Origin of the sequence: Shimia gijangensis, assembly GCF_900142085.1 — a bacterium.
Taxonomy (GTDB): domain Bacteria; phylum Pseudomonadota; class Alphaproteobacteria; order Rhodobacterales; family Rhodobacteraceae; genus Shimia; species Shimia gijangensis.
In genome coordinates this window covers 295,250-321,517 of sequence record NZ_FQZQ01000001.1, presented here as the reverse complement: position 1 = coordinate 321,517, position 26,268 = coordinate 295,250, and the positions used below count along the sequence as shown (strand labels likewise).

28 protein-coding genes and 1 riboswitch are annotated in these 26,268 nt (G+C 55.9%); of the genes, 14 read left to right on the top strand and 14 right to left on the bottom strand.

The window, feature by feature from the left end; translation table 11 throughout:
• Positions 1-432 precede the first annotated feature (432 nt).
• Positions 433-639 carry a cold-shock protein gene (locus BUC32_RS01515; RefSeq protein WP_073248654.1) on the top strand — a complete coding sequence of 69 codons (207 nt, stop codon included), beginning with the start codon at positions 433-435 and terminating at the stop codon, positions 637-639.
• A 117-nt stretch (positions 640-756) separates the two neighbouring features.
• Here BUC32_RS01515 and BUC32_RS01510 read toward each other — a convergent pair whose 3' ends face one another.
• Positions 757-1,083, bottom strand: a complete 327-nt coding sequence (locus tag BUC32_RS01510) for a thioredoxin domain-containing protein (RefSeq protein WP_073248653.1) — start codon at positions 1,081-1,083, stop codon at positions 757-759.
• A 97-nt stretch (positions 1,084-1,180) separates the two neighbouring features.
• Positions 1,181-1,385: riboswitch (cobalamin riboswitch) on the bottom strand.
• A gap of 92 nt (positions 1,386-1,477) precedes the next feature.
• Here BUC32_RS01510 and smpB point away from each other — a divergent pair.
• The 4 genes from smpB (at position 1,478) to BUC32_RS01490 (ending at position 4,503) form a co-directional block, all read left to right on the top strand.
• Entirely contained in the window at positions 1,478-1,954 is a 477-nt protein-coding gene (smpB, locus tag BUC32_RS01505; protein ID WP_073248651.1) for an SsrA-binding protein SmpB, read from the top strand.
• Positions 1,955-2,084: 130 nt separating this feature from the next.
• On the top strand, positions 2,085-2,360 hold the full coding sequence (locus BUC32_RS01500) for a hypothetical protein (protein WP_073248649.1): 276 nt from the start codon (positions 2,085-2,087) through the stop codon (positions 2,358-2,360).
• A gap of 101 nt (positions 2,361-2,461) precedes the next feature.
• A complete protein-coding gene (gene sseA / locus BUC32_RS01495) occupies positions 2,462-3,319 on the top strand; it encodes a 3-mercaptopyruvate sulfurtransferase (RefSeq protein ID WP_073248647.1) in 858 nt (285 codons plus the stop codon).
• Positions 3,319-4,503 carry an amino acid aminotransferase gene (locus BUC32_RS01490; protein WP_073248645.1) on the top strand — a complete coding sequence of 395 codons (1,185 nt, stop codon included), beginning with the start codon at positions 3,319-3,321 and terminating at the stop codon, positions 4,501-4,503. Before sseA ends, BUC32_RS01490 begins: the two co-directional genes overlap by 1 nt.
• A 71-nt stretch (positions 4,504-4,574) precedes the next feature.
• Here BUC32_RS01490 and BUC32_RS01485 read toward each other — a convergent pair whose 3' ends face one another.
• The 3 genes from BUC32_RS01485 to BUC32_RS01475 form a co-directional block, all read right to left on the bottom strand.
• On the bottom strand, positions 4,575-5,501 hold the full coding sequence (locus tag BUC32_RS01485) for a hypothetical protein (protein ID WP_073248643.1): 927 nt from the start codon (positions 5,499-5,501) through the stop codon (positions 4,575-4,577).
• Between the two features lie 142 nt (positions 5,502-5,643).
• Entirely contained in the window at positions 5,644-6,981 is a 1,338-nt protein-coding gene (locus tag BUC32_RS01480; RefSeq protein WP_073248641.1) for an ammonium transporter, read from the bottom strand.
• A gap of 24 nt (positions 6,982-7,005) precedes the next feature.
• Positions 7,006-7,344 carry a P-II family nitrogen regulator gene (locus BUC32_RS01475; RefSeq protein ID WP_073248726.1) on the bottom strand — a complete coding sequence of 113 codons (339 nt, stop codon included), beginning with the start codon at positions 7,342-7,344 and terminating at the stop codon, positions 7,006-7,008.
• Between the two features lie 257 nt (positions 7,345-7,601).
• On the opposite strand from BUC32_RS01475, the gene BUC32_RS01470 reads away from it, so the two are divergent.
• Positions 7,602-9,782, top strand: a complete 2,181-nt coding sequence (locus tag BUC32_RS01470; RefSeq protein WP_073248639.1) for a transglycosylase domain-containing protein — start codon at positions 7,602-7,604, stop codon at positions 9,780-9,782.
• 26 nt (positions 9,783-9,808) lie between these two features.
• On the opposite strand, the gene BUC32_RS01465 is transcribed toward BUC32_RS01470, so the two are convergent.
• The gene (locus BUC32_RS01465; RefSeq protein WP_245815108.1) at positions 9,809-10,402 is read right to left on the bottom strand and encodes an MlaC/ttg2D family ABC transporter substrate-binding protein; all 594 of its coding nucleotides are present in this window, start codon (positions 10,400-10,402) and stop codon (positions 9,809-9,811) included.
• Between the two features lies 1 nt (position 10,403).
• Entirely contained in the window at positions 10,404-11,156 is a 753-nt protein-coding gene (locus tag BUC32_RS01460) for an MlaA family lipoprotein (protein WP_073248635.1), read from the bottom strand.
• A 190-nt stretch (positions 11,157-11,346) separates the two neighbouring features.
• Between BUC32_RS01460 and BUC32_RS01455 the strand changes: the two genes are divergently transcribed.
• The 6 genes from BUC32_RS01455 (at position 11,347) to BUC32_RS01430 (ending at position 17,296) form a co-directional block, all read left to right on the top strand.
• Positions 11,347-13,080, top strand: a complete 1,734-nt coding sequence (locus tag BUC32_RS01455) for a type I secretion system permease/ATPase (protein WP_073248633.1) — start codon at positions 11,347-11,349, stop codon at positions 13,078-13,080.
• Positions 13,077-14,384: an HlyD family type I secretion periplasmic adaptor subunit gene (locus tag BUC32_RS01450; protein WP_073248631.1), complete on the top strand. Its 1,308-nt coding sequence runs from the start codon at positions 13,077-13,079 to the stop codon at positions 14,382-14,384. Before BUC32_RS01455 ends, BUC32_RS01450 begins: the two co-directional genes overlap by 4 nt.
• Before the next feature lie 159 nt (positions 14,385-14,543).
• The gene (locus BUC32_RS01445) at positions 14,544-15,005 is read left to right on the top strand and encodes a RidA family protein (protein WP_073248629.1); all 462 of its coding nucleotides are present in this window, start codon (positions 14,544-14,546) and stop codon (positions 15,003-15,005) included.
• Positions 15,006-15,012: 7 nt separating this feature from the next.
• Entirely contained in the window at positions 15,013-15,774 is a 762-nt protein-coding gene (locus tag BUC32_RS01440) for a glycerophosphodiester phosphodiesterase family protein (protein ID WP_139280605.1), read from the top strand.
• Positions 15,775-15,821: 47 nt separating this feature from the next.
• The gene (locus tag BUC32_RS01435; RefSeq protein ID WP_073248625.1) at positions 15,822-17,009 is read left to right on the top strand and encodes a GNAT family N-acetyltransferase; all 1,188 of its coding nucleotides are present in this window, start codon (positions 15,822-15,824) and stop codon (positions 17,007-17,009) included.
• On the top strand, positions 17,006-17,296 hold the full coding sequence (locus tag BUC32_RS01430; protein WP_073248623.1) for a 4a-hydroxytetrahydrobiopterin dehydratase: 291 nt from the start codon (positions 17,006-17,008) through the stop codon (positions 17,294-17,296). The genes BUC32_RS01435 and BUC32_RS01430 overlap by 4 nt, the downstream gene beginning before the upstream one ends.
• Before the next feature lie 52 nt (positions 17,297-17,348).
• On the opposite strand, the gene BUC32_RS01425 is transcribed toward BUC32_RS01430, so the two are convergent.
• Entirely contained in the window at positions 17,349-17,837 is a 489-nt protein-coding gene (locus BUC32_RS01425; protein ID WP_073248724.1) for a peroxiredoxin, read from the bottom strand.
• A gap of 87 nt (positions 17,838-17,924) precedes the next feature.
• On the opposite strand from BUC32_RS01425, the gene BUC32_RS01420 reads away from it, so the two are divergent.
• Entirely contained in the window at positions 17,925-19,133 is a 1,209-nt protein-coding gene (locus BUC32_RS01420; protein WP_073248622.1) for an NAD(P)/FAD-dependent oxidoreductase, read from the top strand.
• On the top strand, positions 19,130-19,690 hold the full coding sequence (rsmD, locus tag BUC32_RS01415) for a 16S rRNA (guanine(966)-N(2))-methyltransferase RsmD (RefSeq protein WP_073248619.1): 561 nt from the start codon (positions 19,130-19,132) through the stop codon (positions 19,688-19,690). The genes BUC32_RS01420 and rsmD overlap by 4 nt, the downstream gene beginning before the upstream one ends.
• Before the next feature lie 63 nt (positions 19,691-19,753).
• Here rsmD and BUC32_RS01410 read toward each other — a convergent pair whose 3' ends face one another.
• The 7 genes from BUC32_RS01410 to murA all read right to left on the bottom strand — a co-directional run bounded on the left by BUC32_RS01410 (position 19,754) and on the right by murA (position 26,219).
• The gene (locus tag BUC32_RS01410; protein ID WP_073248617.1) at positions 19,754-20,800 is read right to left on the bottom strand and encodes a TRAP transporter substrate-binding protein; all 1,047 of its coding nucleotides are present in this window, start codon (positions 20,798-20,800) and stop codon (positions 19,754-19,756) included.
• 298 nt (positions 20,801-21,098) lie between these two features.
• Complete coding sequence (map, locus tag BUC32_RS01405) at positions 21,099-21,932, bottom strand: type I methionyl aminopeptidase (protein WP_245815107.1); 834 nt, start codon at positions 21,930-21,932, stop codon at positions 21,099-21,101.
• A gap of 70 nt (positions 21,933-22,002) precedes the next feature.
• A complete protein-coding gene (locus tag BUC32_RS01400; protein ID WP_073248615.1) occupies positions 22,003-22,464 on the bottom strand; it encodes an arsenate-mycothiol transferase ArsC in 462 nt (153 codons plus the stop codon).
• The gene (locus BUC32_RS01395; protein WP_073248613.1) at positions 22,464-22,943 is read right to left on the bottom strand and encodes a UPF0262 family protein; all 480 of its coding nucleotides are present in this window, start codon (positions 22,941-22,943) and stop codon (positions 22,464-22,466) included. Before BUC32_RS01395 ends, BUC32_RS01400 begins: the two co-directional genes overlap by 1 nt.
• A gap of 78 nt (positions 22,944-23,021) precedes the next feature.
• Positions 23,022-24,323 carry a histidinol dehydrogenase gene (gene hisD, locus BUC32_RS01390; RefSeq protein ID WP_073248611.1) on the bottom strand — a complete coding sequence of 434 codons (1,302 nt, stop codon included), beginning with the start codon at positions 24,321-24,323 and terminating at the stop codon, positions 23,022-23,024.
• A gap of 148 nt (positions 24,324-24,471) precedes the next feature.
• Positions 24,472-24,954, bottom strand: coding sequence for a DUF2948 family protein (locus BUC32_RS01385; protein ID WP_073248609.1), 483 nt, complete (start codon positions 24,952-24,954; stop codon positions 24,472-24,474).
• Positions 24,954-26,219, bottom strand: a complete 1,266-nt coding sequence (murA, locus tag BUC32_RS01380; protein WP_073248607.1) for a UDP-N-acetylglucosamine 1-carboxyvinyltransferase — start codon at positions 26,217-26,219, stop codon at positions 24,954-24,956. The genes BUC32_RS01385 and murA overlap by 1 nt, the downstream gene beginning before the upstream one ends.
• Positions 26,220-26,268: the final 49 nt, after the last annotated feature.

The window sequence follows — 26,268 nt, the reverse complement described above, 5'->3', positions numbered from 1 at the left end:
CCACGACCCGCGTGTCGATCAACAGGCCGGATACATATGAGCGACTTCCGAAAGCGTGCAAGAAATCATTTGCGAACAGCAGCCGGTACATACATTTGGGCCGGATGTAGCCCGTCTCCGAAAATGGGCATCGACGATTTTGCGCGCTTCACCGACAGTTACAAACGCGAGACATCCTTTTCGAGTTGCCAGGCATTAGCGTCTTGCTCAGGCCCACAAACAGGCCAATAGGCTGTTGCATCGACGACGACGAACCCCCACTCTTTTAAGTGCAAAACATAAAGACACTTGAATTCAAACCATAGACGCCCATGTAGGGCCTGCGACGTTACCTCTATCGGCAACACTGCTCCTTTCGGCTCAGTCTTACGATCTTGCATTGACTTAGCCGATCTGCCGCATTCTGCGGGCAGTTTATAAAGGAGAATTACGATGGCTACTGGCACCGTAAAATGGTTTAACACTACTAAAGGCTTCGGCTTTATCGCTCCCGATGGCGGCAGCAAAGACGTGTTCGTACACATCTCTGCCGTTGAGCAAGCAGGCCTGACCGGTCTGGCCGACGACCAAAAAGTGACTTTCGACATCGAACCAGGCCGCGACGGCCGCGAAAGCGCGTCGAACATCCAACTGGCATAAGGTTCGCCCCTTAACCGGGATCGAAACTCTGAAACGAATAAGACGGGCGCATCGGAAACGAGGCGCCCGTTTTGATTGTATCCCTAGGGCAAATCCATTGCGGGATGGCAAAGCCTGTTACGCCAGCCAGACAGCACTCTGTTCAAGCGTAATTGCGGCAACCGGGGCGATCTCGGTTAAAAGCACTTCGATGTCGGCTCCATCCTCAACATCTCCGAACATGTGGCAGGCCGTTTTGGTGGCGTGGAACGCGCCTGTGCAGGGCCGTGTACACCCGACCATTTCGACGTGGCCGGAAATTTCGAACTCATCCGAGATCATCGTCCCGCCTGCATCTATCGACTGGCACAGCTTGCGGGCCATTTCATAGCCGATCTTACAGGCCTCATTCGTGTGGGGACAGATGGAGCATTGTGTGATTTTGTGGGGTACAGGTTGGTTCATGACGCCCTCCGCGTATGTGCGGGGGGACAGAAAAACCTGAATTTTTAACGCATTGCGCCGTCATATCAGCCTCCTGCCGGAGCACCCCGCCCGGTTTTGGTTACAGTTGATGATGGCAGGTCTCCTGACTTGCGGGTCGATGCTTGCCTGAGCCTTCCCGGCCAATTGGCCAGTGGCTGTCTCAGGGTCGCTCGCCGCTTACAGTTGCGGGGGCAGTCGCGGAATTGGCCAAGTGGGCCGCACCGTGTTCCCTTTTCCCGTCTGGCCGAAACCATCGGGGAACCATCCAGGACAGTGTTAGGTGGCGTCAGGGATTCTGTAAACCCACAACCTGATGGTCGGCGACGTTCCCCCCATGGACACCCCCCGCACAGCGCGGTAATCAGGCCGGACCATGGCACAGCAAAAGAAATCAGACCCGAACTACAAAGTCCTCGCCGAGAACCGGCGGGCGCGGTACGACTATGCCATCGAGGATGATCTCGAGTGCGGCATCATCCTGTCCGGGTCCGAGGTGAAATCCCTGCGCGAAAGCGGCGGCAATGTTGCAGAGAGCTATGCCACCGTCGAGGACGGCGAATTGTGGTTGGTGAACTCGTATATCGCACCTTATGACCGGGCGATGTTCGGCCATGAAGAACGCCGCCGCCGCAAGTTGTTGGTCAGCCGCAAGGAGTTGTCCAATCTTTGGAACGCCACACAGCGCAAGGGCATGACCCTTGTGCCGTTGGTCATGTATTTCAATCACAAGGGTCTTGTGAAAATGAAGATCGGCATCGCCAAAGGCAAAAAGAACCACGACAAGCGCGCCAGCGACGCCAAGCGCGATTGGGGTCGCCAGAAACAACGCCTTTTGCGCCACGGCGACTAGACCCAAAGGGGAGCAATCCCCAACTTTTCCCGCTGAACCGCCCACTTTTCTGGACCATTCTATCTGTGACCGGGGATTATGAGGCCGTCCCGGCCTGTACTGGTATGCGGCCTGAACAGAGGGAAAGCGAATGGAACTTTTAATTGGACTATTGTCAGGCGCCTTTGGCGGCACGGCGGCAGGTAAACTTTTCAGCAAGATTGATCAGGGCACGATTATCAATGCTGTGGCAGGTATCGTTGGCGGCGGATTGGGCAGCACAATTCTGGGGGCCGTTGGTGCCGGTGGCATCGCCGGAGGTGGCATGAACATCGCCGGTATCATCGGTCAGGTGGCTTCGGGCGGTGTTGGCGGTGGTGTTTTGCTCGCCATTGTTGGCGTTATCCGCAACGCATTAGGCAAATAACTGACCAAGTTTTGGCTGGGGGCGCGTTCTAATGAACCGCGCCCCTTGCGACTCTGGTTCCCCGATAGTAGGCAGGAAGGGCAAATTTCGAGGGGGTTTCCATGGCTCAAGACGATCCAAAAACGCTTGTTTCCACTGAATGGCTGGCGGCACATCTTAAGGATCCGGATCTGCGTATCCTGGATGCATCCTGGTACATGCCTGCTGAAAACCGGAACGCAAAAACCGAATATGACGCAGCTCATATTCCCGGTGCGCGGTTCTTTGACATTGACGAAATCTCTGACCAGCGCAGTGATCTGCCGCATATGGTACCGCCGGTTGAAAAGTTCATGTCCCGCCTGCGGGCAATGGGTGTCGGCGATGGCCATCAGGTAGTGATTTATGATGGGGCCGGTATTTTTTCCGCCGCGCGCGTGTGGTGGCTGTTCAAATTGATGGGCCAGAACGATGTGGCTGTGCTGGATGGTGGATTGCCCAAGTGGCAGGCCGAAGACCGAGCCATCGAAGATCTGCCCCCTGTGATCCGCGATCGCCACATGACCGTGCGCCGCCAAAACCACATGGTCAAAGATGTGACCCAGGTGTCCAGCGCGTCAAAGCTGGGTGATTACGAAATCATTGATGCCCGTGCCGAGCCGCGGTTTCGCGGTGACGTGGAAGAGCCACGCGCCGGGTTGCGCGCCGGTCATATCCCGGGGTCCAAAAACGTGCCGTTTGGCACGTTGCTCAACGACAATGGCACCATGAAAGATGCAGACACCCTGCGCGGTATCTTTGAGGCCGCGGGTGTTGATCTGAAAAAGCCTGCGATCACCAGCTGCGGATCAGGCGTGACCGCCGCTGTTCTTAGCCTTGCCATGGAGCGCTTTGGTAAAAACGACCACGCGCTCTATGACGGTTCCTGGACCGAGTGGGGCGCCTTTCCCACGCTTCCTATTGCCACTGGAGAAGCCTGATGCTGATCAAACTGAAACAACAGCCCGCCGACAAAATCCTCGCCTTGATGGCGATGTACCGCGACGATCCTCGTCCGACCAAGATCGACCTTGGCGTCGGCGTGTACAAAAACGCCGAAGGTGTCACACCGGTGATGCGTGCCGTCAAAGAAGCCGAACGTCGTCTGGTCGAAGAGCAAACCAGCAAGGCCTATGTCGGTCTGGCCGGGGATCCGGCCTATGGCGATGCCATGGTGAATTTGATTCTGGGCACGTCGGTTGCGCGCGATCGCATTGCCGCCGCCGCCACACCCGGTGGCACTGGCGCGGTGCGTCAGGCGTTTGAGCTGATCCACAACACCAGCCCGGACGCCACGGTTTGGGTGTCGAACCCGACCTGGCCCAACCATGTGTCGATCCTGAATTATCTGGGCGTTCCCAACACCACTTACCGTTATTTCGATGCGGAAACGCGCGGTGTGGACTTTGAAGGTATGCTTGAGGATCTGGCCGGGGCCAAATCTGGTGACGTCATTTTGCTGCACGGATGCTGCCACAATCCGACCGGCGCCAATCTGAACCTGACCCAATGGCAGGCCGTCGTTGATCTGTTGCTTGAGCGTGGCCTGATACCAATGATCGACATCGCCTATCAGGGGTTCGGAGATGGATTGGAAGAGGATGCTGCTGCGACCCGTCTGATTGCGTCATCGGTGCCGGAATGCCTGATTGCCGCAAGTTGTTCGAAAAACTTTGGGGTTTACCGCGAACGCACAGGCCTGTTGATGGGTATTACAGAAGATGCCGGGAACACAGGCGTCGTACAGGGCAATCTGAACCATTTAAACCGCCAGAATTTTTCTTTCCCACCAGATCACGGCGCTCGGGTGGTTACCACGATCCTGACAGACGAAACTCTGCGCGCGGACTGGGCAACCGAGCTGGAAGCCACCCGCCTTGGTATGCTTGGCCTGCGAGAGCAGTTGGCGAGCGAGCTGCAACGCTTGTCGGGCTCTGATCGGTTTGGGTTTATTGCGCAACACAGGGGCATGTTTTCACAACTGGGCACGACCCCGGATATGGTCGAACGTTTGCGCGCTGAACATGGCATTTACATGGTGTCCGACAGTCGGTTGAACATCGCTGGCCTGAACAAGGTCACGGTGCCCATTCTGGCCAAAGCGATTGTCGATACGGGCATCTAAGCTGGCTTAGGTACCATCCGAATATGTGACACGAAGGGCGCCTAAAGAGGGCGCCCTTTCTCATAGGGCTTTTAGGTCAGCCGCGCCTTTCTTTCGATCCGTTTCACGCCAGCACTGCGTTTCGGAGCAAATTTGGGCGATACTTTGGACCGCTCCAATAGTTTCGTATGAGCTTGCGATGACAAAACACTATGAAACAAGGCGACGGCACTGCGACCATGCGTAGCCTTCAGCGTGACCAGTATTCTTTGTGATCCACATACGATAAAGGCGCTGCGGCTGCCGATGAGCCCTTCCAGCCGGGCAAATGCACCCTCGTTTACCGGTTGAAAACGACACCCGTGCCGGCCAAGCACCGTGACATAGCCATCAATCACATCCAAGCCGCACTCAACAACCGCCGGGATATGACAGGTTCTGCGCTTGTTTACGAGACCGTGTATCCAAAGATAGGAAAATCTACCTAGAAAAACCAACCCAATCATCAAGCTGGTCACTGAAAGCAAAACCACCAGGCGCGCGGTCGTTCCAAGGCTTTGCGCGGCTTCGGTAAGCGGCATCGACGGTCTTTTTTCTTTTGCCGCAGGAAAAGGGGGTGGGCGGTTCTTGTCCTTTTCTCTTTGCTCAAGCTTACAGACAATGGCGTCCAGACGTTCCGCCCGCTTGAGCTGTTCGCGCAAGAGATTGGGGTTCATGGCGTGACCGGAGGCATCTATCAACTGCGCTTCTTTCAGAAGCGTATCAATCCGGTCCCGACGATGGGCCATACCAACCGAAAACAATTTCGAACTGACATCCGCCATATCTATGTTTTTTGAGTTCCGGCGCAATCGCATGGTTAGTTCGACATCCACACTGTCACCATTCAGTGTGGACGCATAAAGATCATCCATCAAAACCTGCACCTCACGCGGCAATCCGCATTTTGCGATCGCAGGCTGCGTCATAATAAAAACGGCGGCCAAAGCCGTAAAAAATCCGTCTCTCAGGTAGAGCATAGTGTACCCTTGCAATTGGCCATTCAGCGGCACCTGAGCCAATCCTGCTGCAAAACCAATAAATTTCCGTAAATCCCTATGACCAAACGAAAAAGGCCCGGACAATTCGCCCGGACCTTTGAATTTTTTAGTCTAATTTGACTCAACCGTTGGTGAACTCAGGATAGGCTTCCATCCCCAGTTCGGCCATATCCAAACCGTTGATCTCGGTCTCTTCATCGACCCGCAGTCCGACGACCGCCTTGATGATCAGCCACACCACAGTCGAGGCCACGACAGTGAACACGCCCACAACCAGAATGCCGTAAAGCTGAGTGCCCAGCGACGCATCGGGATTGGTCAGAACCACGGCGATTGTGCCCCAGATACCGCAGATCAGGTGCACAGGGATCGCACCCACCACATCGTCAATTTTCAGACGATCCATCAAGGGGATCGCGAAGACAACAATGACGCCGCCCACCATACCGATCAACGTGGCCATGCCCAGCGATGGGGTCAGAGGCTCGGCGGTGATGGACACCAAACCGGCCAATGCGCCGTTCAGAGTCATCGTCAGGTCAGGCTTTTTGAACATCAGTTGCGAGACAATCATCGCCGCAGTAGCCCCCCCAGCCGCGGCCGTATTGGTATTGGCAAAGATACGGCTCACATCCGCCACATCACCAATAGTGCCCATTGCCAGTTGTGATCCACCGTTAAAGCCAAACCAACCGAGCCAAAGGATAAACGTCCCCAATGTTGCCAGCGTCAGGTTTGAGCCAGGGATCGGAACGGTTTTGCCTGCTTTGTTGTATTTGCCAATGCGCGGCCCAAGGATCAACGCGCCGGTCAAAGCCGCCCAACCGCCAACCGAATGCACGACTGTTGAGCCCGCAAAATCAAGGAAACCAGCCGTATCCAGAAAACCACCGCCCCATTTCCACGACGCCTGCAACGGATAAATCACTCCGGTCAGCACGATGACAAAAGCCAGGAACGGCCATAGTTTGATCCGTTCCGCCAAAGTACCGGACACAATAGACGCAGTGGTGGCACAGAACATCAGTTGGAAGAAGAAATCCGACCCCGTGGAGGCGTAAGAGTAATCGTCCGCCGCATCAGCGGTTACGCCGACAGCTTCAAGGACACCGGGGCCCCAGACACCGGACAGAAGTCCGTCAACCGACCAAGTGCCCAACGGGTACATCAGGTTATAGCCGATCAGATAATAGAAGATTGCCGCCAGCGAAAACAGCGCGACGTTTTTCATCAACTGCATGGTTACGTTCTTGGATCGCACCAGCCCTGCTTCGAGCATGGCAAACCCGGCGGCCATCCAGAACACCAGAAACCCCCCCATAAGGAATAGAACCGAGTTCAGAATAAAGACCGTGTCGGTCGCGGCGTTGACGCCTGCAACCGGGCTGTCGCTAGCCAACCCCATCACCGGTGCCACAATCAACGCGCCCGCCAGAGTGTATTTCAAAAGAGACTTCATTTTCGATTTCCTTCTCTGCGATACTCAGATCGCGTCTGCGTCGGTTTCGCCTGTGCGCACGCGAATGGCTTGCTGCACGTCCAGTACAAAGATTTTTCCGTCACCTATTTTGCCGGTTTGTGCGGTCTTGGTGATGGTCTCGACCACCTGGTCGGCCATGTCCGCCGACACCACGAGTTCCAGTTTGACTTTGGGGACAAAATTCACCGCGTATTCGGCGCCGCGATATATTTCCGTGTGACCTGACTGAGAGCCAAACCCCTTGATCTCAGTGACCATCATGCCGCGCACGCCAATCGAGGTCATCGCCTCGCGGACCTCTTCCAACTTGAACGGTTTGATTGTTGCGATAATCAGTTTCACTGACTTTCCTTTCGGTTTTGCAGGAATGTTCCCGCATTGTGCAGGTGCAGAAAAACGGACAATCGGGGCGGAATCGAAGAGGTCAGGGGCAAATTTTCTAAGAAAAATCGGTAAAAACGCACATTTTTTGCACAAATTTCGACCTACGCCACTTTTTTAAACAGAACAAAAATCTGTGCGAAGGTGCGCTTTGCCTCAACATTGCGGGCAATCCGGTTTAGAGTGCCAAAAAGAGAAATGATCGGGCAGAGCAGCTCATGAGCAATTCGGGACGCAAGAAACCACCTCTGGTGGCCGAAAAACGGTATGGGAAGGTACAGCCCCCCAAAGCCAAAGCTGCGTCCAAAGCCAAGGCCAAATCTACAGCAAAGCCCAAACCAACGCCCAAAAAACGCAAATCAAGAAAACCCGCGCGCAAGAGAAATCCGGTTGTCGCCTTCTTCTTACGCATCCTGAAGTGGATCTGGCGTGTGATTTGGGCGTTCACCTGGCGTATCAGTGCGATTGTCGGCATCATTCTGGCGATTTCCGTCGGGTATCTTTACACGACGTTGCCCAACCTGAGCGACCTTCTGGACGGGCGTGCACGCGGATCCGTGACGCTTTTGGATCGCAATGACCAGGTCTTTGCCTGGCGCGGTGACCAGTTCGGCGGGGTTGTCTCAGCAGAAGGTGTTTCACCAGATTTGCGCAATGCCGTGGTCGCCACCGAGGACAAACGGTTCTACCGGCACTTTGGCGTCAGCCCGCGCGGCGTGGCTGGCGCGGTGCGCATCAACCTGAGCGAAGGGCGCGGTCCGCTGAGCGGGCACGGCGGATCCACCATCACCCAACAAACCGCCAAGCTTTTGTGTCTTGGGGTCGAGTACAACTCAGAAGATTGGGAAAGCGAAGCGGCCTATGTCAAAGACTGTCGTCAGGGATCTTTGTGGCGCAAAGCCAAAGAGGCGATCTTTGCGATCGCGATGGAGGTTAAATACTCCAAGAATGATATTCTTTCGATCTATCTGAACCGGGCTTACATGGGCGGAGGAGCCTATGGTGCTGAAGCCGCCTCTCAGCGGTATTTTGGAAAACCAGCAGCCGTTGTGAACCCTTCTGAGGCCGCGATGATTGCGGGCCTGCTGACCGCACCATCTTCGCTGGCTCCAACCGCAAACCTGCAGCGTTCGCAGGACCGCGCGGCCACGATTCTGCGCCTGATGAACGAGCAGGGCTATCTGAACGACAAAGAGACCGCCTATTGGCAGGCCAACCCCGCCACACTGTCCGAGGCTGCCGAGGCCAAAGCCGGTGGATATTTTGCCGATTGGGTGATGGCATCCGGCCCTGAGTTTTTCACCCGCAACACCACCGAAGACGTCATCCTCAAGACCACGATGGACCCCCGCATCCAAAGCGCGGTTGAAGACGGTTTGAAATGGGTATTTGAAAACAAAGTCCGTGAAGGCTCCAAAGCGCAGGCGGCCATTGTTGTCATGTCCGCCGACGGCGCCGTGCGCGCCATGGTTGGTGGTCGCGATACCAAAGTATCCGGCGCATTCAACCGCGCAGTTCAGGCCAAGCGCCAAACTGGATCGGCTTTTAAGCCTTTTGTCTATGGCACGGCTTTGGACCTTGGATATGCGCATAACGATCTGGTCGAGGATGCCCCCTATTGCCTGAATGTGCCGGGATCCGGGCAGTGGTGCCCGCGCAACTACTCGAACAAACACTATGGCAAGGTGTCTTTGACCACCGCTTTGAAAAACTCGCTGAACATTCCAGCTGTTAAAATTTCAGAAGCCGTTGGCCGGGAAAACGTGCGCACAGTTGCCAGTGAATTTGGCATTGAAAGCGATCTGGCAGCAGGGCCTGCTTTGGCTTTGGGCGCATCCGAAAGTTCTTTGCTGGAAATGACCGGAGCTTATGCGGGTATCCTGAACGGAGGCTCGTCCGTCACGCCCTATGGGTTGGTTGAGCTTCGCCTTGCCGGAGACGCCAACGCGTTGATGGGGACAGGTGGCGGCATTGGTGAGCGGGTTATCACCGAAGCGGCTGCGCGCGAACTGATCTACATGATGGAAAAAGTGGTCAGCGAAGGCACTGGCCGTCGTGCCGCGCTCCCCGGTTGGGAAGTGGCGGGAAAAACCGGCACCACTCAGGCCGCGCGAGACGCATGGTTTATCGGCTTTACCGCAGAATATGTTGCTGGCGTTTGGATGGGCTATGACGACAATACTCCTCTGACCGGTGTCACGGGCAGCGGCCTGCCGGCGGAAATCTGGCACGAGGCCATGGTGCGCGTGCATGAAGGTATCTCGCCAACACCGTTGCCCGCCTTTGTTCCAAAGCCACCCAAGACGACACCTGCGCAACGACGCAAACGGCAATCGCCGGGTGAAGCGATTGAGGGCGTGGTCAATGATATCCTAAAAGATATTTTCGGCGGCAACTGACAAAAGCTGGACCAAAAGGCGCGTGGCTACCCGGCTTTTTTGAGGTCTTTCGTCAAGAGATCAATATTGCCTTTGCGTTTATCCAGCATGGCACCGATCTCTTCCTTTTCGGTCAGGCGCAGGCTGATCCCTTCGATGATCATGTCAAAGAAACGCGGCTTGCCGGATTTGTCGGAAACCAAGAAATCCACGGCAAAGGGCGACTGGCCTTTGAGATAGGCTGTGGTTTTTACCTCGTGAAAGCTTTTGACTCTGCGCGCGCCTTTGACTTCGATGCGTCCGCCAATGAACTCTTCAAAGCGGCGGCCATATTTACGCGACATATATCCCTGAAACGCCTTGGTATAGGCATTGAGCTGGGATTTTGACACGCGCCGGGCATCCGCCCCAAGAGCCGAACGGGCGATAATTGGAACATCCCCGTATTTCACAAAGATGCGCTCAAAGTCCTTGATCATCCCGCTCACGGACTTGCCCGAGCTGATCACCTTGTTGATGTCTCTGACCACGTTATCGACCAGCGATTTCGCTTGCGCGTCACTCAGGGCCAAGGCTCCGGTCGGTGCAATCACGGCAACAGACAGAGCGGACAGAGCTGCGATAAATTCACGGCGTTTCATGTCAGAAATCCTCATATGGGTCATCCGAATACGGATCTAGATAAAGATCCTCTGCGCTCATGCCAAGTTGGTAGCGGCGGTTTTGCAAGTAAATACTGCGTGTCTGCGCGTAGCTGTCAGCGCTCTGGTAGAGGATTGAATCTATAACGGTGTCATATTCATACCGGTCGCCCATCGAATCAAGTATATAGGCGAAAATCCCCACATACTGCTGAGGATCCTGCAGAATCACGATAAAAGGGTTCAACGCAATGTCGACAAACACCCCGATGGAATCGCGACTGTTCGATGGTCCAAGGAATGGCATTTCCACATAAGGCCCCTCTGCAAAGCCCCAGACATGCAAAGTTTGACCAAAATCAGCGTCGATTTGGGACATGCCGACGTCCGACGCCGGATCGAAGAAACCTGCGAAACCAACAATCGTGTTCATTGCAAAACGCCCGGTGTTCTGCACTGCGGCGTCCAACTCACCCTGGAGCACATTGTTTATGACGTCATTGGGCAAGGCAAGGTGAGAGGCAAAGTTGCCAAATACTTCACGAAGCCCGTCAGAAGTGGACTTACCATATCCATTGGACATTGGCGCAACGACCAAGCGGTCCAAATCCTTGTTGAATTGATGGGTGCGGCGGTTGTTGTCTTCGTAGGGGTCATAGATCCCACCAGTCGACAGGTTTACCTGCTCTGTGGCACATCCAGCCACACCTAATACAAACGCCAGCGCTAGCGCTGGACGTGCAATGTGTGACAAGCAATTCCGGACAATCGAAAACGGCAATGGAAATCTCGGATTAAACTACGTAACAAGGCACTTAGACTATTCGATTAACAAGCCCCAATACCATGCAATATTATACGCAAGATTTGTGGCAGAAGTGAAACAGATACCTAAATGCGACTTTGCCGACCGTAACTCGAAAATTGCATTGGACTGTTTATAGATGAATCAAGCATTACTCCAAGCCGGACAAGAAGAGCTCAGAGCAGCCCGCCGGGAAAGCCGTGGCTTATATTGGGCTGTAGGGCTGTTCAGTTTCTTTGCGAACCTTCTGATGCTCACCGGGCCTTTGTACATGCTTCAGGTCTATGATCGCGTGCTAAGCGGCCGGTCGCTGGAAACACTTATCGCATTGTCCTTGCTGGTTGCCTTTCTTTATGGCGTCATGGGCATTCTTGACTATGCCCGGGGTCGCGTGATGGCCCGTGCCGGAGCCCGGTTTCAGGCCCGACTCGACCGGCGCGTTTTCGATGCCGTTGTGCATCAATCCAGCAGAATGCCAACCCAATCTTCTGCGTCCGGGCTGCGTGATCTTGAATCTGTTCAGCAATTGATGACGTCTCCTGTCCTTATGGCGGCTTTTGATGCCCCTTGGACGCCCGTGTTTCTGCTTGGAATATCGCTGTTTCATCCCTGGCTTGGCATTCTTGCCGTTGTCGGCGGTGGCTTTTTGGTTCTGGTCTCGATTCTCAACCGGTTTCTCAGCCGCCAACCCATCCTAAAATCAAGCTCGGCCTCACACCACGCCGCATTGATCGGCGAACAGATCCGTTCCGAGGCGGAAATGGTGCGGGCTTTGGGCATGCAGAGTGCTGCCAACGATCGTTGGCAAGTTGCGCGCGACGAAGCCTTGCTGCATCAAGTGGCAGCCAGCGATACCGCCGGTGGTTTCAGCGCATTCACAAAATCCACACGCCTGCTTTTGCAATCCGCAATGCTGGGCCTTGGCGCCTATCTGGTGTTGGCCAACGAATTGACCCCGGGCGCGATGATTGCCGGGTCGATTTTGTTAGGGCGCGCGTTAGCCCCGATTGAACTGGCCATAGGTCAGTGGGCGGTTGCACAGCGTGCTTTGAAGGGGTGGGAAAGCCTAAGTCAGCTGTTGTCTGATGTTCCGCCGGAAGGCCAACGTACCGAACTGCCTGCGCCAAAAGCAAAACTGGAGGCCCAACAATTGACCGTGGTTGCCCCGGGCGAATCTCAAGCCGCGCTTCGCATGATCAGCTTTGAACTGAAGCCGGGCCAGGCCCTCGGCGTTATTGGGCCTTCGGGGTCTGGAAAATCGACGCTCGCGCGGGCCTTGACCGGTGTTTGGCGACCTGCCGGGGGGCGCGTACGTTTGGACGGTGCAACGCTGGATCAGTATGACCCGGACAAGCTGGGCCAGTACATCGGGTATCTGCCACAACGGGTTCAGCTGTTTGAGGGCACTATTGCGCAAAACATTGCCAGATTGGCCGCACAGCCCGACCCCAAAAAAGTTGTAGCCGCGGCCAAAATGGCTGCAGCGCATGACATGATCGTAAAGCTGCCTGAGGGATATGATACGATTGTCTCGGCCAACGGTGGCAGGCTTTCAGGGGGACAGGTTCAACGCATCGGTTTGGCGCGCGCCATGTATTCGAACCCTGTTATTCTGGTTCTGGACGAGCCCAATTCAAATCTCGACAATGACGGATCAAATGCGCTGAATGAAGCCATCCGGACGATGAAACAGGCCGGAAACGCTGTGCTGATTATGGCTCACCGGCCAGCCGCCATTAAGGAATGCGACCTGCTGCTGGTCTTGGATGGTGGCGCCCGCACAGCCTTTGGTCCTCGCGACGAGGTTCTGCGTGACGCAGTAGCCAATCACAAGCAGATCCAGCAAACCAAAGGTCAGGGAGGCGTACAATGAGCAACGCTAATTCCAAATGGTCCGCCCGTCGTCCTCTTGCCGTCGGAATGCTGACACTCGCTGTTCTGGTGATCGGATTTGGGTCCTGGGCCTCTTTGTCTAAGATTTCCGGAGCCATCATTGCGGGCGGGCAGATCGAGGTGGATCGCAACCGGCAGGTGGTTCAGCATCTTGACGGTGGGGTTGTTGAGAAAATTATGGTCGACGAAGGCGACACTGTCAAAGCGGGTCAGGTCCTGATTCAGTTGGACTCAAAATTGCTGGCGTCGAACATGGCAACCACCGAAGGACAGCTTTATGAGCTAATGGCCCGGCGTGGCAGATTCGAAGCTGAGCGTGATGACGCCGATCAGATTACCTTTGACCCCGAGCTGCTGGAAGTCGCAGAAATCCGGCAAAGCGTGGCAAATAGCATGGCCGGGCAAAACCGGTTGTTTCAGGCCCGTATCACGTCACTTGGAAATGAAATCTCTCAGATGCACAAGCGTCGCACGCAGATTAGCGATCAGATCAGGGGCATTGAAGCACAACAAGAATCCTTAACGACCCAGCTCGAGTTGATCATCAGCGAACTGGAAGACCAAAAATCCCTTTATGACAGGGGCCTGGCACCTGCATCACGGGTTCTTGCATTGCAACGCGAAGAGGCAAGCCTGCTTGGGGAGGTTGGAGAACTAACCGCCGGCAAAGCACAGGCCCAAGGCCGGATCACGGAACTTGAGATTAAGATCATCAAATTGCACTCCCAACGGCGCGAAGACGCCATCACCCGGCTGCGAGACCTGCAATACAACGAAATTGAGCTTCGCGAAAAGCGTCGATCGCTGGCTGAAAAACTGTCCCGGCTTGACATTTCATCACCCGTTTCTGGTGTGGTGTATGGGTTGCAAGTCTTCGCCCCCCGCTCGGTGATCCGCCCGGCCGAACCTGTTCTTTTTGTCGTTCCTCAAGACCGACCGCTGATCATTGCCGCTCAGGTTGCCATCATTCACATCGACCAGATTTACACAGGTCAGGAAGTCTCATTGCGGTTTTCCGCACTCGACCAGCGCAATACGCCGGAACTGTTTGGTGAAGTGATAAATGTGTCGCCTGATGCCTTTCAGGATGACAACACCGGCGCATCCTATTATCGCGCCGAGATCGTGCTGTCGCCGGGAGAAATTGACAATTTGCCAGAGGACGTCACGCTTATTCCTGGCATGCCAGTCGAAGCCTACTTGCGCACCAGCGATCGCACCCCATTGGCTTATTTGGTTAAACCGCTCACTGATTTTTTCATCAAGGCCTTTCGCGAAGGCTGACGACCGGCCAATTTGAACGCAAGACCCTGGGGCCAAACCATTCGTCCCCGGGGACGCAGACTCTATTCCAGATGCACCGGGCCAATTGCGAAATTGGGTCTTTTCAATGGGGTCGTCGCGCACTAGCGTCTCGGCAAATTCAACTCCGGGAGATACGATATGAGCGCGATAGAAGCAAAGCTGGCTGAACTTGGTGTAACTCTGCCTGATGGGGCCGCCCCGGCTGCCAATTATGTGCCCTTTGTTCAGGTTGGTGACATCGTCTACATCTCGGGCCAGATTTCAATGAACGCTGACGGCCTGATCACCGGCAAACTTGGTGATGACATGGATACACCCGATGGAGCCGCGGCGGCCAAAACATGTGCAATTGGTCTGCTGGCTCAGGTCAAGGCCGCCTGTGGTGGCGATCTCGACCGATTGGTACGAGTTGTGAAGCTGACCGGATTTGTAAACTCAACCGGCGACTACACAGAACAGCCCAAAGTGGTCAACGGCGCGTCCGACTTCCTTGTAGAAGCACTTGGTGAAAAAGGCCGTCATTCGCGTTCTGCAGTTTCTGCAGCCGCCTTGCCTCTTGGTGTTGCGGTTGAGATCGAAGGCATCTTCCAGATCAAGTGAGGCGCCTTTGCTGGACCCTTCTTTCCTGCGTGTGCCCCTCGCGCACCGCGCTTTACATGACGTAACCGATGGCCGCCCGGAAAACAGCCGTGCGGCCATTCTTGCGGCTATTTCCGCAGGCTATGGTATCGAAATTGACCTGCAATTGTCATCAGACGGTCAGGCGATGGTCTTTCACGACTATGCGCTGGAGCGCCTGACAGGCAGGCCCGGAGCCATTCGACAACACGACGCGGTAACCTTGCAAGCCATTCCCCTGACCGGTGACTCTGAGGGTATTCCAACCTTTTCCGAGGTTTTGGCCATCGTTGACGGACAGGTGCCTTTGCTGGTCGAACTTAAGGATCAGGATGGCGCTATGGGGCCGAATGTTGGCCCGTTGGAGCAGGCGACTGCCAACGCCGTGCGTGACTATAATGGTCCACTTGGGCTCATGTCTTTCAATCCTCATAGCGTTGCGGCCCTCGCGAAATTGGCTCCGGACGTGCCCCGTGGTCTGGTGACCGATGGGTTCAATGCGCAGAACTGGCCGCTTTTGAACGACGCAACCCGAGACAGATTACGCGACATCCCCGATTTTGACCGCGTAGGAGCCTGTTTCATCAGCCATCAGGCCGTTGATCTGAAACGGGACCGGGTGGCCGAACTCAAGCACCAAGGCATCCCGGTTTTGTGCTGGACCGTGCGGTCTGAAGCGCAGGAAAAAGAGGTACGGCAGGTGGCCGACAATATTACCTTTGAAAGTTACCTCGCCAAAATCAACGCTTGATCCCAGCCCACTGTGACCCAAGTATAATAGGGCGGACAGGGGGCTTTATGGACGGCGCACAGATCGAGATTGAATTGCATCAAAGCCTGTCCAGTATTGGGCCGGACACGTGGGATGCCTGCGCCTGCCCCGAAGCCATCAATGGTGCCCGGCCGCGCGACCCGTTCACAACCTACCGGTTTCTGTCGGCCATTGAGCAAAGCGGATCAGTGGGGCCCGGCACGGGCTGGCAGCCACGCTATCTGACCGCGCGGGTCGACGGACAGGTCATTGCCTGTGCGCCGCTTTATGGCAAATCCCATTCTCAGGGCGAATATGTGTTTGATTACAGTTGGGCCCATGCTTATGAGGGCGCAGGCGGGCGATATTATCCCAAACTGCAAATGGCTGTGCCCTTTACACCTGTCACCGGACGGCGTTTTCTGACCCGCCCCGGATATGAACAGATCGGACAATCTGCTTTGGTGCAGGGCGCCGTGCAAGTGGCCTCAGACAATGAACTGTCATCGCTGCACATCACCTTCTGCACAGATGAAGAAGCCGACGCCGGACGTCAGATTGGCCTTTTGAACCGCACCGGGCAACAATTTCACTGGCTCAACAACGGGTATGCCAGTTTCGACGACTTTCTTGCGTCTTTGTCGTCGCGCAAACGCAAGAATATACGCCGGGAACGTGCACAAGCGCATAAGTTTGGAGGCGAATTTGTCGCCCTAAGTGGTGCAGACATTCGCCCCGAACACTGGGGCGCCATGTGGCGGTTCTATCAGGACACAGGTGCACGAAAATGGGGCACGCCGTACCTTAGCCGTGAATTCTTTGACATCGCTCATGACACCCTGCGCGATGACATTCTCTTGCTACTGGCCATGCGTGACGGACAGGCCGTTGCCGGGGCGATGAACCTGATTGGCCAAGAGGCGCTTTTTGGCCGGTATTGGGGCTGCACCGAGGATCACCCCTGCCTGCATTTCGAACTGTGCTACTATCAGGCCATGGATTGGGCCATATCCAACGGGCTTGATCGGATTGAAGCTGGCGCTCAGGGCGAACACAAACTTGCGCGCGGCTATTTGCCGGTCACAACCCATTCGTTGCATTGGATTGCCGATCCGGGGTTCTCAGACGCCGTTGCACAGTTTCTGAAAGCCGAGCGTGAGGCTGTCGCCGAGGAAATTGAAGTGCTGACCACATATGGGCCGTTTCGCAACGCCCACAAGGAGGATCACGAATGACTGAAAAGCTAAGTGCTGCTGCCCGCGATGCCATGCTGGGATCGTTGTTCGAAAACGGCTGGGTCATGGTCGAGGATCGTGACGCTATCGCGAAATCCTATACCTTCCCAGGGTTCATTGATGCGATCAGCTGGATGATGCGCGCCGCAATCTGGGCTGAAAAATGGAACCACCACCCGGAGTGGTTCAATGTCTACAACCGGGTAGACGTGGTTCTGACCACGCATGACGTTGGTGGCCTGAGTGCGCTGGACGCAAAACTGGCCCGCAAGTTTGATACGCTTTAGGTATCCAAAGACTGACAATGGGGGCCTTAAGACCCCCATGTTCACGCGCAGCTTAAAGCGCCTCTAGCAGTGTCTCACCAGCAGTAAAGTTGCATACTCCACGCTCTTCTTCTTCCTGAATCCAGGTCACGACCCCATCCTCAACAATGGCCGCGAACCGGCGCGTGCGGTCAATGAAGCCAACGGGAGGTGCCGAAAACGCCAATCCCATCGCTTTGGTCAGAGTTCCATCAGGATCGGTCAGCATTGTAATACCTGCCTGCGAGGCTCCGGTGTCTTTGTCCCAGGCCTGCATGACCCAAGGGTCATTCACCGACATGCAAACCACCTCATCAACGCCATTTTCCATTATGGCTTTGGCCGAACGTATGAAGCTGGGCAAATGAGCACTTGAACAGGTGGCCGTAAACGCACCCGGCAGCCCAAACAGCGCAATTTTTCGCCCTTCAGTCAATGCAGATACCTGCACGGGTTCAGGAACCTCTTCTCGCAGCCGCATAAACACACCGCCGGGTAATTTTTCGCCAACCTTAATTGTCATGGTATTCATCTCACTCGTTGCCAATATCTGATGTGTCGATATAGGGTCCGCGAGCCAACCGGCAATCGAAATATTCGGGAGAATGGTATGACCCACGTTGTTGTGATCGGAGCAGGGCAAGCAGGATCGTCGCTGGTCGCAAAACTGCGCAATGGTGGTTTCGAAGGTCAGGTGACTCTCATTGGTGAAGAACCCGTCCCCCCTTACCAGCGCCCTCCTTTGTCCAAAAAATATCTGCTGGGCGATATGGAGCTGGACCGCCTGTTTCTGCGCCCGCAAAGCTTTTACAGCGACAATGACATTGCCTTGCGTCTGAATGAAACGGTGTCAGCTATCGACACCAGTGCTAAAACCGTGACCGCAGGGAACGAAGTGGTGTCTTATGACGAATTGGTCCTGACCACCGGGTCGTCCCCCCGCCGCCTGCCTACGGCTATTGGTGGGGCGCTGGACGGCGTGTTCGTGGTGCGTGACCTCAAGGATGTCGATGCCATGGCGCCCGAGTTCACCGAAGGCAAACACGTCCTGATCGTCGGTGGTGGCTACATTGGGCTTGAGGCCGCCGCCGTGGCCGCATCGCGTGGACTAAAGGTGACATTGGTGGAAATGGCCGACCGCATCCTGCAACGTGTCGCCGCGCCGGAAACCAGCGACTATTTCCGCGATCTGCACACTTCGCGCGGCGTGAACATTGTCGAAGGCGTGGGGCTGGATCATCTGACAGGCGAAGGCCGGGTCAACGGGGCCAAGCTCACGGATGGCAGCCTGCTTGATCTGGATTTCGTGATTGTCGGCGTGGGCATCATGCCTGCTTCCGATCTGGCCGAGGCCGCGGGTGTGGATCTGGACAATGGTATCAAAACCGACTCGCAAGGGCGCACCTCGGTGCCCAATGTCTGGGCGGCGGGCGATTGCGCATCTTTCCCCTACAAAGGTGGCCGTATCCGTCTGGAAAGCGTGCCCAACGCGATTGATCAGGCCGAATGCGTGGCCGAAAACATCATGGGCGCAGACAAGGACTATCTGGCCAAGCCTTGGTTCTGGTCAGATCAATACGACGTGAAATTGCAGATCGCCGGATTGAACACCGGCTATGACAACGTGGTGACCCGTCAAGGCGACGGCAATTCAGTGTCCTTTTGGTACTATCAGGGCGAAACACTGTTGGCCGTGGACGCAATGAACGCACCGCGCGACTATATGATCGGCAAGCGGTTGATCGAGGGTGGCAAATCCCCGGACCCGGCCATGATCACGGACCCCGAGACAGACATGAAAGCGCTGATGCGCCTGTGAGAATCATTGCTGGACAATTTCGCGGCACCGCCCTTGCCAGTGTTGGCAAAGGAGATGCCGGTGCGCATTTGCGCCCAACCACGGACCGCGTGCGCGAAAGCCTGTTCAACGTACTGATGGGCGGCAGGTTTGGCGATCCGGTCACTGATGCCGTAGTTCTGGATCTATTCGCCGGCACAGGTGCGCTGGGGCTTGAGGCGCTGTCTCGGGGGGCCACGCATGTCACGCTGGTGGATGATGGCCGCAAAGCGGGCAGCCTGATCCGCGACAACATCCGCCTGACCCGCAGTCAGTCCAACACCACCGTGCTCAACCGGGACGCCACCCGCCTGCCCGTCTGTACAGCAGAGCCCGCAAATCTGGTGTTTCTGGACCCGCCCTATGGCAAGTCGCTTGGCCAGAAAGCCCTGCTCGTGGCCAAGGCTGGAGGCTGGATCGCCCCGGAAGCTCTGATCGTCTGGGAAGAAAGCACGCCCCAGATCCCACCAGATGGGTTTGCCCATCTCGACACTCGCAAATACGGCGATACCCACGTCACCTTTCTTGAAATGGGCTGACCGGTCCGAAAACGAAAAGGGCCACCCAAATGGGCGGCCCTTTAACAATCTTCAAAAGCTGCTTTAGTTCATAGGTGCAGATGGATTGCGAGTGATCTGAACCGCCGCGCGGGCATCTTCGATCAGCGCAGTCCCATCAAGACCTTTCTTGTCCATGTCAACGATCCACTCGGCAATCACCTCATCGCCCAGGGTCTGAATACGCGCTGTTTCAGCCTCGCTCAGGGTTGCGATCTCGTTGCCAGAGGCTGCCATGATCGCCTTGCCATCCTTGTCGCCGGTGTCATGCGCACGACCGGCCCAGGCAGAAGCGAAATAGCCCGAGTTGGCGTCGATCACCACCTTAAGGTCATCCGGCAGGTCGTCATAGACGTCCTTGTTCATCGCCCAGATGAAATAGAGGTTATAAAGCGATTGCTCGCCGGCCACATCGGTGTGGCTGTCAGTCAGTTGGTCCAGCTTAAGGCTGGGCGACATTTCCCAGGTGATCACGCCACCGTCGACGACACCCTTGGACAAGGCTTCGGGAAAGGCCGGCACAGGCATGCCAATCGGTGTGGCACCAACCTTATCCAACAGCAACGTGGCAGGCCGCGATGGGCCGCGCAGTTTCAGACCCCTAAAGTCTTCAACAGACTGTACCGACGGGCCCTTTTTGTGCACCAGACCACGACCATGCATGTGCGCGGCAATCACATGAACGTCCTGAAAATCATCCATCAGGTGCTTTTGTGTATAAATCCACGCAGCTTTTGAGGCCTCTTCAGCGGATTTGCTCACCATAAAGGGCATCTCCATGGCCTCGGCTTCGGGGAAGCGACCGGGTTGATACCCGGGGATCACCCAACCACCATCAATCGCGCCATCGCGGATCAGGTCATATTGGCTTGGGGCTTTGCCGCCCAACTGCATAAAGGGATAGATCTCGACCTTGATGCGGCCACCCGAGTCCTTCTCAACCTTCTCGGCCCATGGCTCGATAAAGTATTTCGGGTTGGCGGATTTTGGCGAAACGAAGTGCTGGAATCTCAGGGTAACTTCCTGTGCGAAACCTTGGGTTGCTGTCAGGCCCAAAAGGGCGGCGAGGGCTGCGGATTTGATTTTGAACATCGCGCGAGCCTCCTTTTTATTGAGTAACGTCAGAACGGCGCGGTTGCACCGAGGCGTGGCTTTTATATATGTGGCCACCTCCGTAGTTGCAAACGGTTCTCAAATTGGATGCAATGTGATCTAACCCATTATCATATTGAAATTATTCTCAAAAAATTGACCGTGTGGGAAAAACAACAAAAGTTTCCCCCAAGGGAAGCTTTGGCGCTATCCGCACCAGATTCGGTGACTTCACATCGCAAATCTCGCCGTCACCCAAAGGGGCGCCGCTTTCAGTTCTTTTAAAATTTGAAGGCGATTAACCCCAGGTCGGGTGGAATTTACCTGCAGGTGACAAGGTGAAGATTTCCACACCCGTCGCCGTCACACCAACAGAATGCTCAAACTGCGCGCTCAGCGATTTGTCGCGCGTAACAGCCGTCCAGTCATCCGCCAGAACTTTGGTCTCGGGACGTCCAAGATTGACCATCGGCTCGATGGTAAAGAACATGCCCTCTTCCAGTGTCGCACCGGTTCCGGGGCGCCCGTAGTGCAAAACATTTGGCGGTGAGTGAAACACCTGCCCCAGCCCATGCCCACAGAAATCACGCACGACGCTCATGCGGTGACTTTCAACATAGGTCTGGATGGCATGGCCAATATCACCAAAAGTATTGCCCGGTTTGACCGCTTCGATCCCCAGCATCAGGGAATCATGCGTCACCTGGATCAGCCGTTCGGTTTTACGGTTCAGCGTGCCAGCTACATACATGCGGCTGGTGTCGCCAAACCATCCGTCCACAATCACCGTGACGTCAATGTTCAGGATATCGCCATCTTTCAGCTTTTTGTCGCCGGGAATGCCGTGACAAACCACGTGGTTCACGCTGATACAGCTGGCGTGTTTGTAGCCACGATAGCCAATGGTGGCCGACTTGGCCCCTGCAGCATCAACCTTTTCTTCGATCAGCCGGTCCAGCTCACCAGTGGTTTGTCCGGGAAACACGTGCTCGGCAATCTCATCCAGAATACGCGCGGCGAGTGCGCCAGCCACATGCATTCCGGCATAGTCTGCCTCTTCGTAAATCCGGATCCCATCACGGGTCTGGCGACCTTTGCCGATCATCTGCGTCACTTTCTGTAGAAATCTCATCCCGCGCTATTTAAGCGTCTTTTTCGTCAGAGACCAGAGGGGCAATCGACGCGCCCACCTGCCTAAACGATCAGCTGCGCGGGTCGCCCCAGCGTTCGGTCAGCTTGGCAATGATTTCATCACGCGATTGGCGATAGGCCTCAAGGCGCATGTCGCGGCTTTCGCCAAGCCCACAAGGGTCCGAAATTGGCCAGTATTCAACGTCCAGATGATAATAACGTGTCAGATCTTTGACTTCGCGGCGCGACGCAGGCGTCAGGGCCACCACCAGATCAAAGGATGACAGCTGATCGCCCCACTTTTCCATCTCGTCAAAGCTGCGCGAACGATGGCGGGACAGCTCCACACCCAACTCCTGACAGACCGCAATAGCAAAGCCATCAATCTCAAGATCGTTTTTGATCCCCGCCGACTGCACATAGGTGTCCGAGCCGTAAAACTGTTTCATAATGCCCTCGGCCATCGGTGAGCGTACTGCATTATGATCGCAGCAAAACAATACCGATTGAGGAAGGTCGACAGCCAAACGCATCAACCTCCGAAGTGCAGGACACAGATCAAAGTGAACAGACGACGCGCGGTGTCGTGGTCGACGTCCGCTTTACCCTCGAGCCGTTCACCAAGGATACGCGCACCTTCGTTGTGAATACCGCGCCGGGCCATATCGATGGTTTCAATCTGGCTGGGCGGCATGGTTTTCACCGCATCAAAATAGCTTTTGCAGATCGCCCAGTAATCTTTCACCACCTGCCGAAACGGTGACAGGGACAGATGGAATTCCGCCGCCTTGTCCCCACCCTCAGACGCAACATCAAACACCAACCGCTTTTCACGAATCGACAATTCGACCTCGAATGGCCCTTCTGGCACGTCTCGATCGTCCCGTTTAGGCAGATCAAAGCTGTTCTCTTCCAAAAGGTCGAACATCGCGACTTTGCGTTCCTGTTCGATTTCGGGCGTGGGGGGCGGGAGATTGCGGTCGTCAATCTCGATCTTGCTGATGCGGGACATAGGTTTCTTACTCGCTGCGAATTGCTGACATGGTTAGCGGATCAGAGCGAGCGGGGCAATGCGGTGATGCAAGCCCGCCTAATCGTTCAATGCGTCAAGGCGCGCGCGCACCGACAATCCATGCGCCTCAAGACTTTCACTGATCGCCAGTGCTTCCGCCGCCGGGCCAATTGCGCGCAATGCTTCGGGCGTCATTTTCGACAGGGTCGTGCGTTTGACGAAATCCATCACACTTAAACCAGACGAGAACCGGGCAGAGCGCGCGGTCGGCAACACGTGGTTGGGCCCACCGACATAATCGCCAATGGCCTCGGGCGTGTATTGGCCCAGAAAAATAGCCCCGGCATGGGTGATTTTTTCAGCCAAAGCATCCGGATCCGCGACACACAGCTCAAGGTGCTCGGGCGCCACCCGGTTTGACAGGGCCACCGCCGCATCCAAATCAGATACAGTAATCACAGCGCCATAGTCCCGCCAGCTTGGCCCCGCGATGGCGCGGCGTTCAAGGGTCTCAAGACGTTTGTCCACGGCGTCTGCCACGGACTGTCCAAATGCCGCGTCATTCGTGACCAGAATCGATTGCGCGCTTTCGTCGTGCTCGGCCTGTGACAACAGATCCAACGCGATCCAATCCGGGTTGTTGTCTTTGTCAGCTATCACCAGAATTTCCGATGGGCCCGCGATCATGTCGATGCCCACCTTGCCAAAAACCCGCCGCTTGGCAGCGGCCACAAAGGCATTTCCCGGCCCGGTGATCTTATCGACCGGCGCAATAGTGTCAGTGCCATAAGCCAAGGCGGCAACGGCCTGCGCGCCTCCGATGCGGTAAACTTCGTCTACACCTGCCAGCCTGGCGGCCAGCAGCACCAGCGGATTGGCCACACCGTCCGGTGTGGGCACCACCACTGCCAAACGCTCAACCCCGGCCACCTTGGCGGGAATAGCATTCATCAATACGGACGACGGATAAGACGCCAAGCCACCCGGCACATACAACCCGGCAGCGGACACAGGCGTCCAACGCCATCCCAACGTGGCGCCGTTGTCATCTGTCCAGCTGTCATCCTGTGGAATCTGGCGTGCGTGATAGGCGCGGATACGCTCCGCCGCGAGTTCCAGCGCCGCACGGTCACTATCGCTGACTTTGGCGCAGTATTCGTCAATCTCGACGTCAGAAAAGGCCAGCGTCTGTGGCGTCAAATCAAGCCGGTCAAATTTGGCGGTCAGTTCGATCACCGCCGCATCGCCACGCGCCCGCACATCTTCGATGATGCCTGCCACAACGGCATCCACATCCGGACTGTCTTCGCGTTTGGCACCCAACAAGGCAACAAAACGATCTTCAAAATCGGCGGCACTGGCGTCCAGAAACTGCGGCATGAGGCTCTCCTTTGGTCGCTCAATACCGCCCATCCCCAAAGGGCTCAACCCCTGCTACAGTCGCAGGCTCCAAGCATCATCTGGCTCAAGTATCCTGGGGTGAGCGTTGTCTTTGCAGCGCAAAGGCAACGTGAGGGGCAAAGCCCCTTTATGTACCGTGATCCGGCACGTGACCTGAGGGTGCCAGATAGGGGCGCGTGACGTCCTTCAAAGTGACTTCCAGCGCCTCAACAGTCAGGCGGATCACGCCGTCTCCGGCAAGGGTCAAAAGAACGTCACCAGCAGCATCGTCCCCGGCTTCAAATTCAACCGACAGCAAGGACATAATCATGTCTTTGTCCGACCGATCCACCCCCTGTGAAGCCACCTGCAAAACGTTGTCGACAACCAACAATGATTGCACACGCTCGACATTGCGACCGCGCAGTTTCGCGGCCTCCGCATCTTCCCAACGGAACCGGTTCACCAACACCGCAAAGCGACGTTCTGCCGCCAGCCAGCGCATTTCCGTGATTGGAAAAACCGCATCCTGTGCCAGCGAAGACAGGACCTGCAGGTCCTCAGCGTCCAAGGCCCCAAGGTTCAGCGGCTGTTCTGCCCCATCTTCAAAAGTTGCATCATTCTGTGTCATCAGGCTTTGACCCGTTCAATATGGGCGCCAAGATTGCCCAGTTTCTCTTCGACCCGCTCATAACCGCGGTCCAGATGATAGACCCGGTTCACGATGGTTTCGCCTTCGGCCGCCATCGCAGCAAGAATCAACGACACTGACGCGCGCAAATCTGTCGCCATAACCGGCGCCCCTTTAAGGCGCTCGACCCCGGTGACCGTGGCTGTACCACCATGCACTTCAATCTCTGCGCCCATGCGGATCAATTCGGGCGCATGCATAAACCGGTTCTCAAAAATCTTTTCTTCCAGCACCGACGTGCCTTCGGCCGTGCACATCAACGCCATCATCTGCGCTTGCAAATCGGTTGGGAAACCGGGGAAGGGTTCGGTTGTGACGTCCACGGCCCTCACACGACCATTCTTGCGCGACACTTTCAGGCCCTTGGCGGTTTCTTCAACATGAATACCTGCTTCGTCCAGCTTTTCACAGAACGCACCCACAAGCTCAATGCGCCCACCCAGACATTCCACTTCGCCGCCGCAGATGGCCGGTGCCAGCATGTAGGTGCCCAATTCGATCCGATCGGTCACAACCGGATGGGTCGCACCATGCAGGCGGTCCACGCCCTGCACTTCGATGCGGCTGGTGCCATCACCTTCGATCTGTGCACCCATGGCGCGCAGGCAGGTGGCAAGGTCGACAATTTCAGGCTCGCGTGCGGCGTTGTTGATGATGGTTGTGCCTTTGGCCAGCGTGGATGCCATCAGAATATTTTCCGTGGCGCCCACCGAGGCAAACGCAAGGTTGATTTCAGCGCCCTTAAATCCACCTGGGACTTTGGCATGCAGATAGCCATCCTTCAGCTCAATCTCAGCGCCCAGCGCCTCGAGCCCGTGAATGTGCAAATCCATCGGCCGCGCCCCAATCGCGCAGCCTCCGGGCAGTGATACAACCGCATGGCCAAGACGCGCCAGCATCGGCCCCAGCACAAGGTTCGAGGCACGCATTTTACGCACGATGTCATATTCGGCCACGTGGTTGTTGATGTTGTGCGACGACATCGCCTGCACTTTGCCATCCTGCAAGCTGCTGACTTCGGCTCCCAGTGACGACAACAATTCGGTCATGGTTGCGATGTCTGACAGACGCGGCGCATTGGTCAGCGTCAGCGGTTCTTCGCTGAGCAACGTTGCTGGCATCAGTGTCAGGCAGGCGTTTTTAGCCCCTGCAATCGGAATCTGGCCCTTAAGCGGGCCATTGCCGCGCACGATAATCGAATCCATCTGCTCTAACCTTTGTCTTTTTCGCCGGCTTTTGTCGTCTCATCCTGCG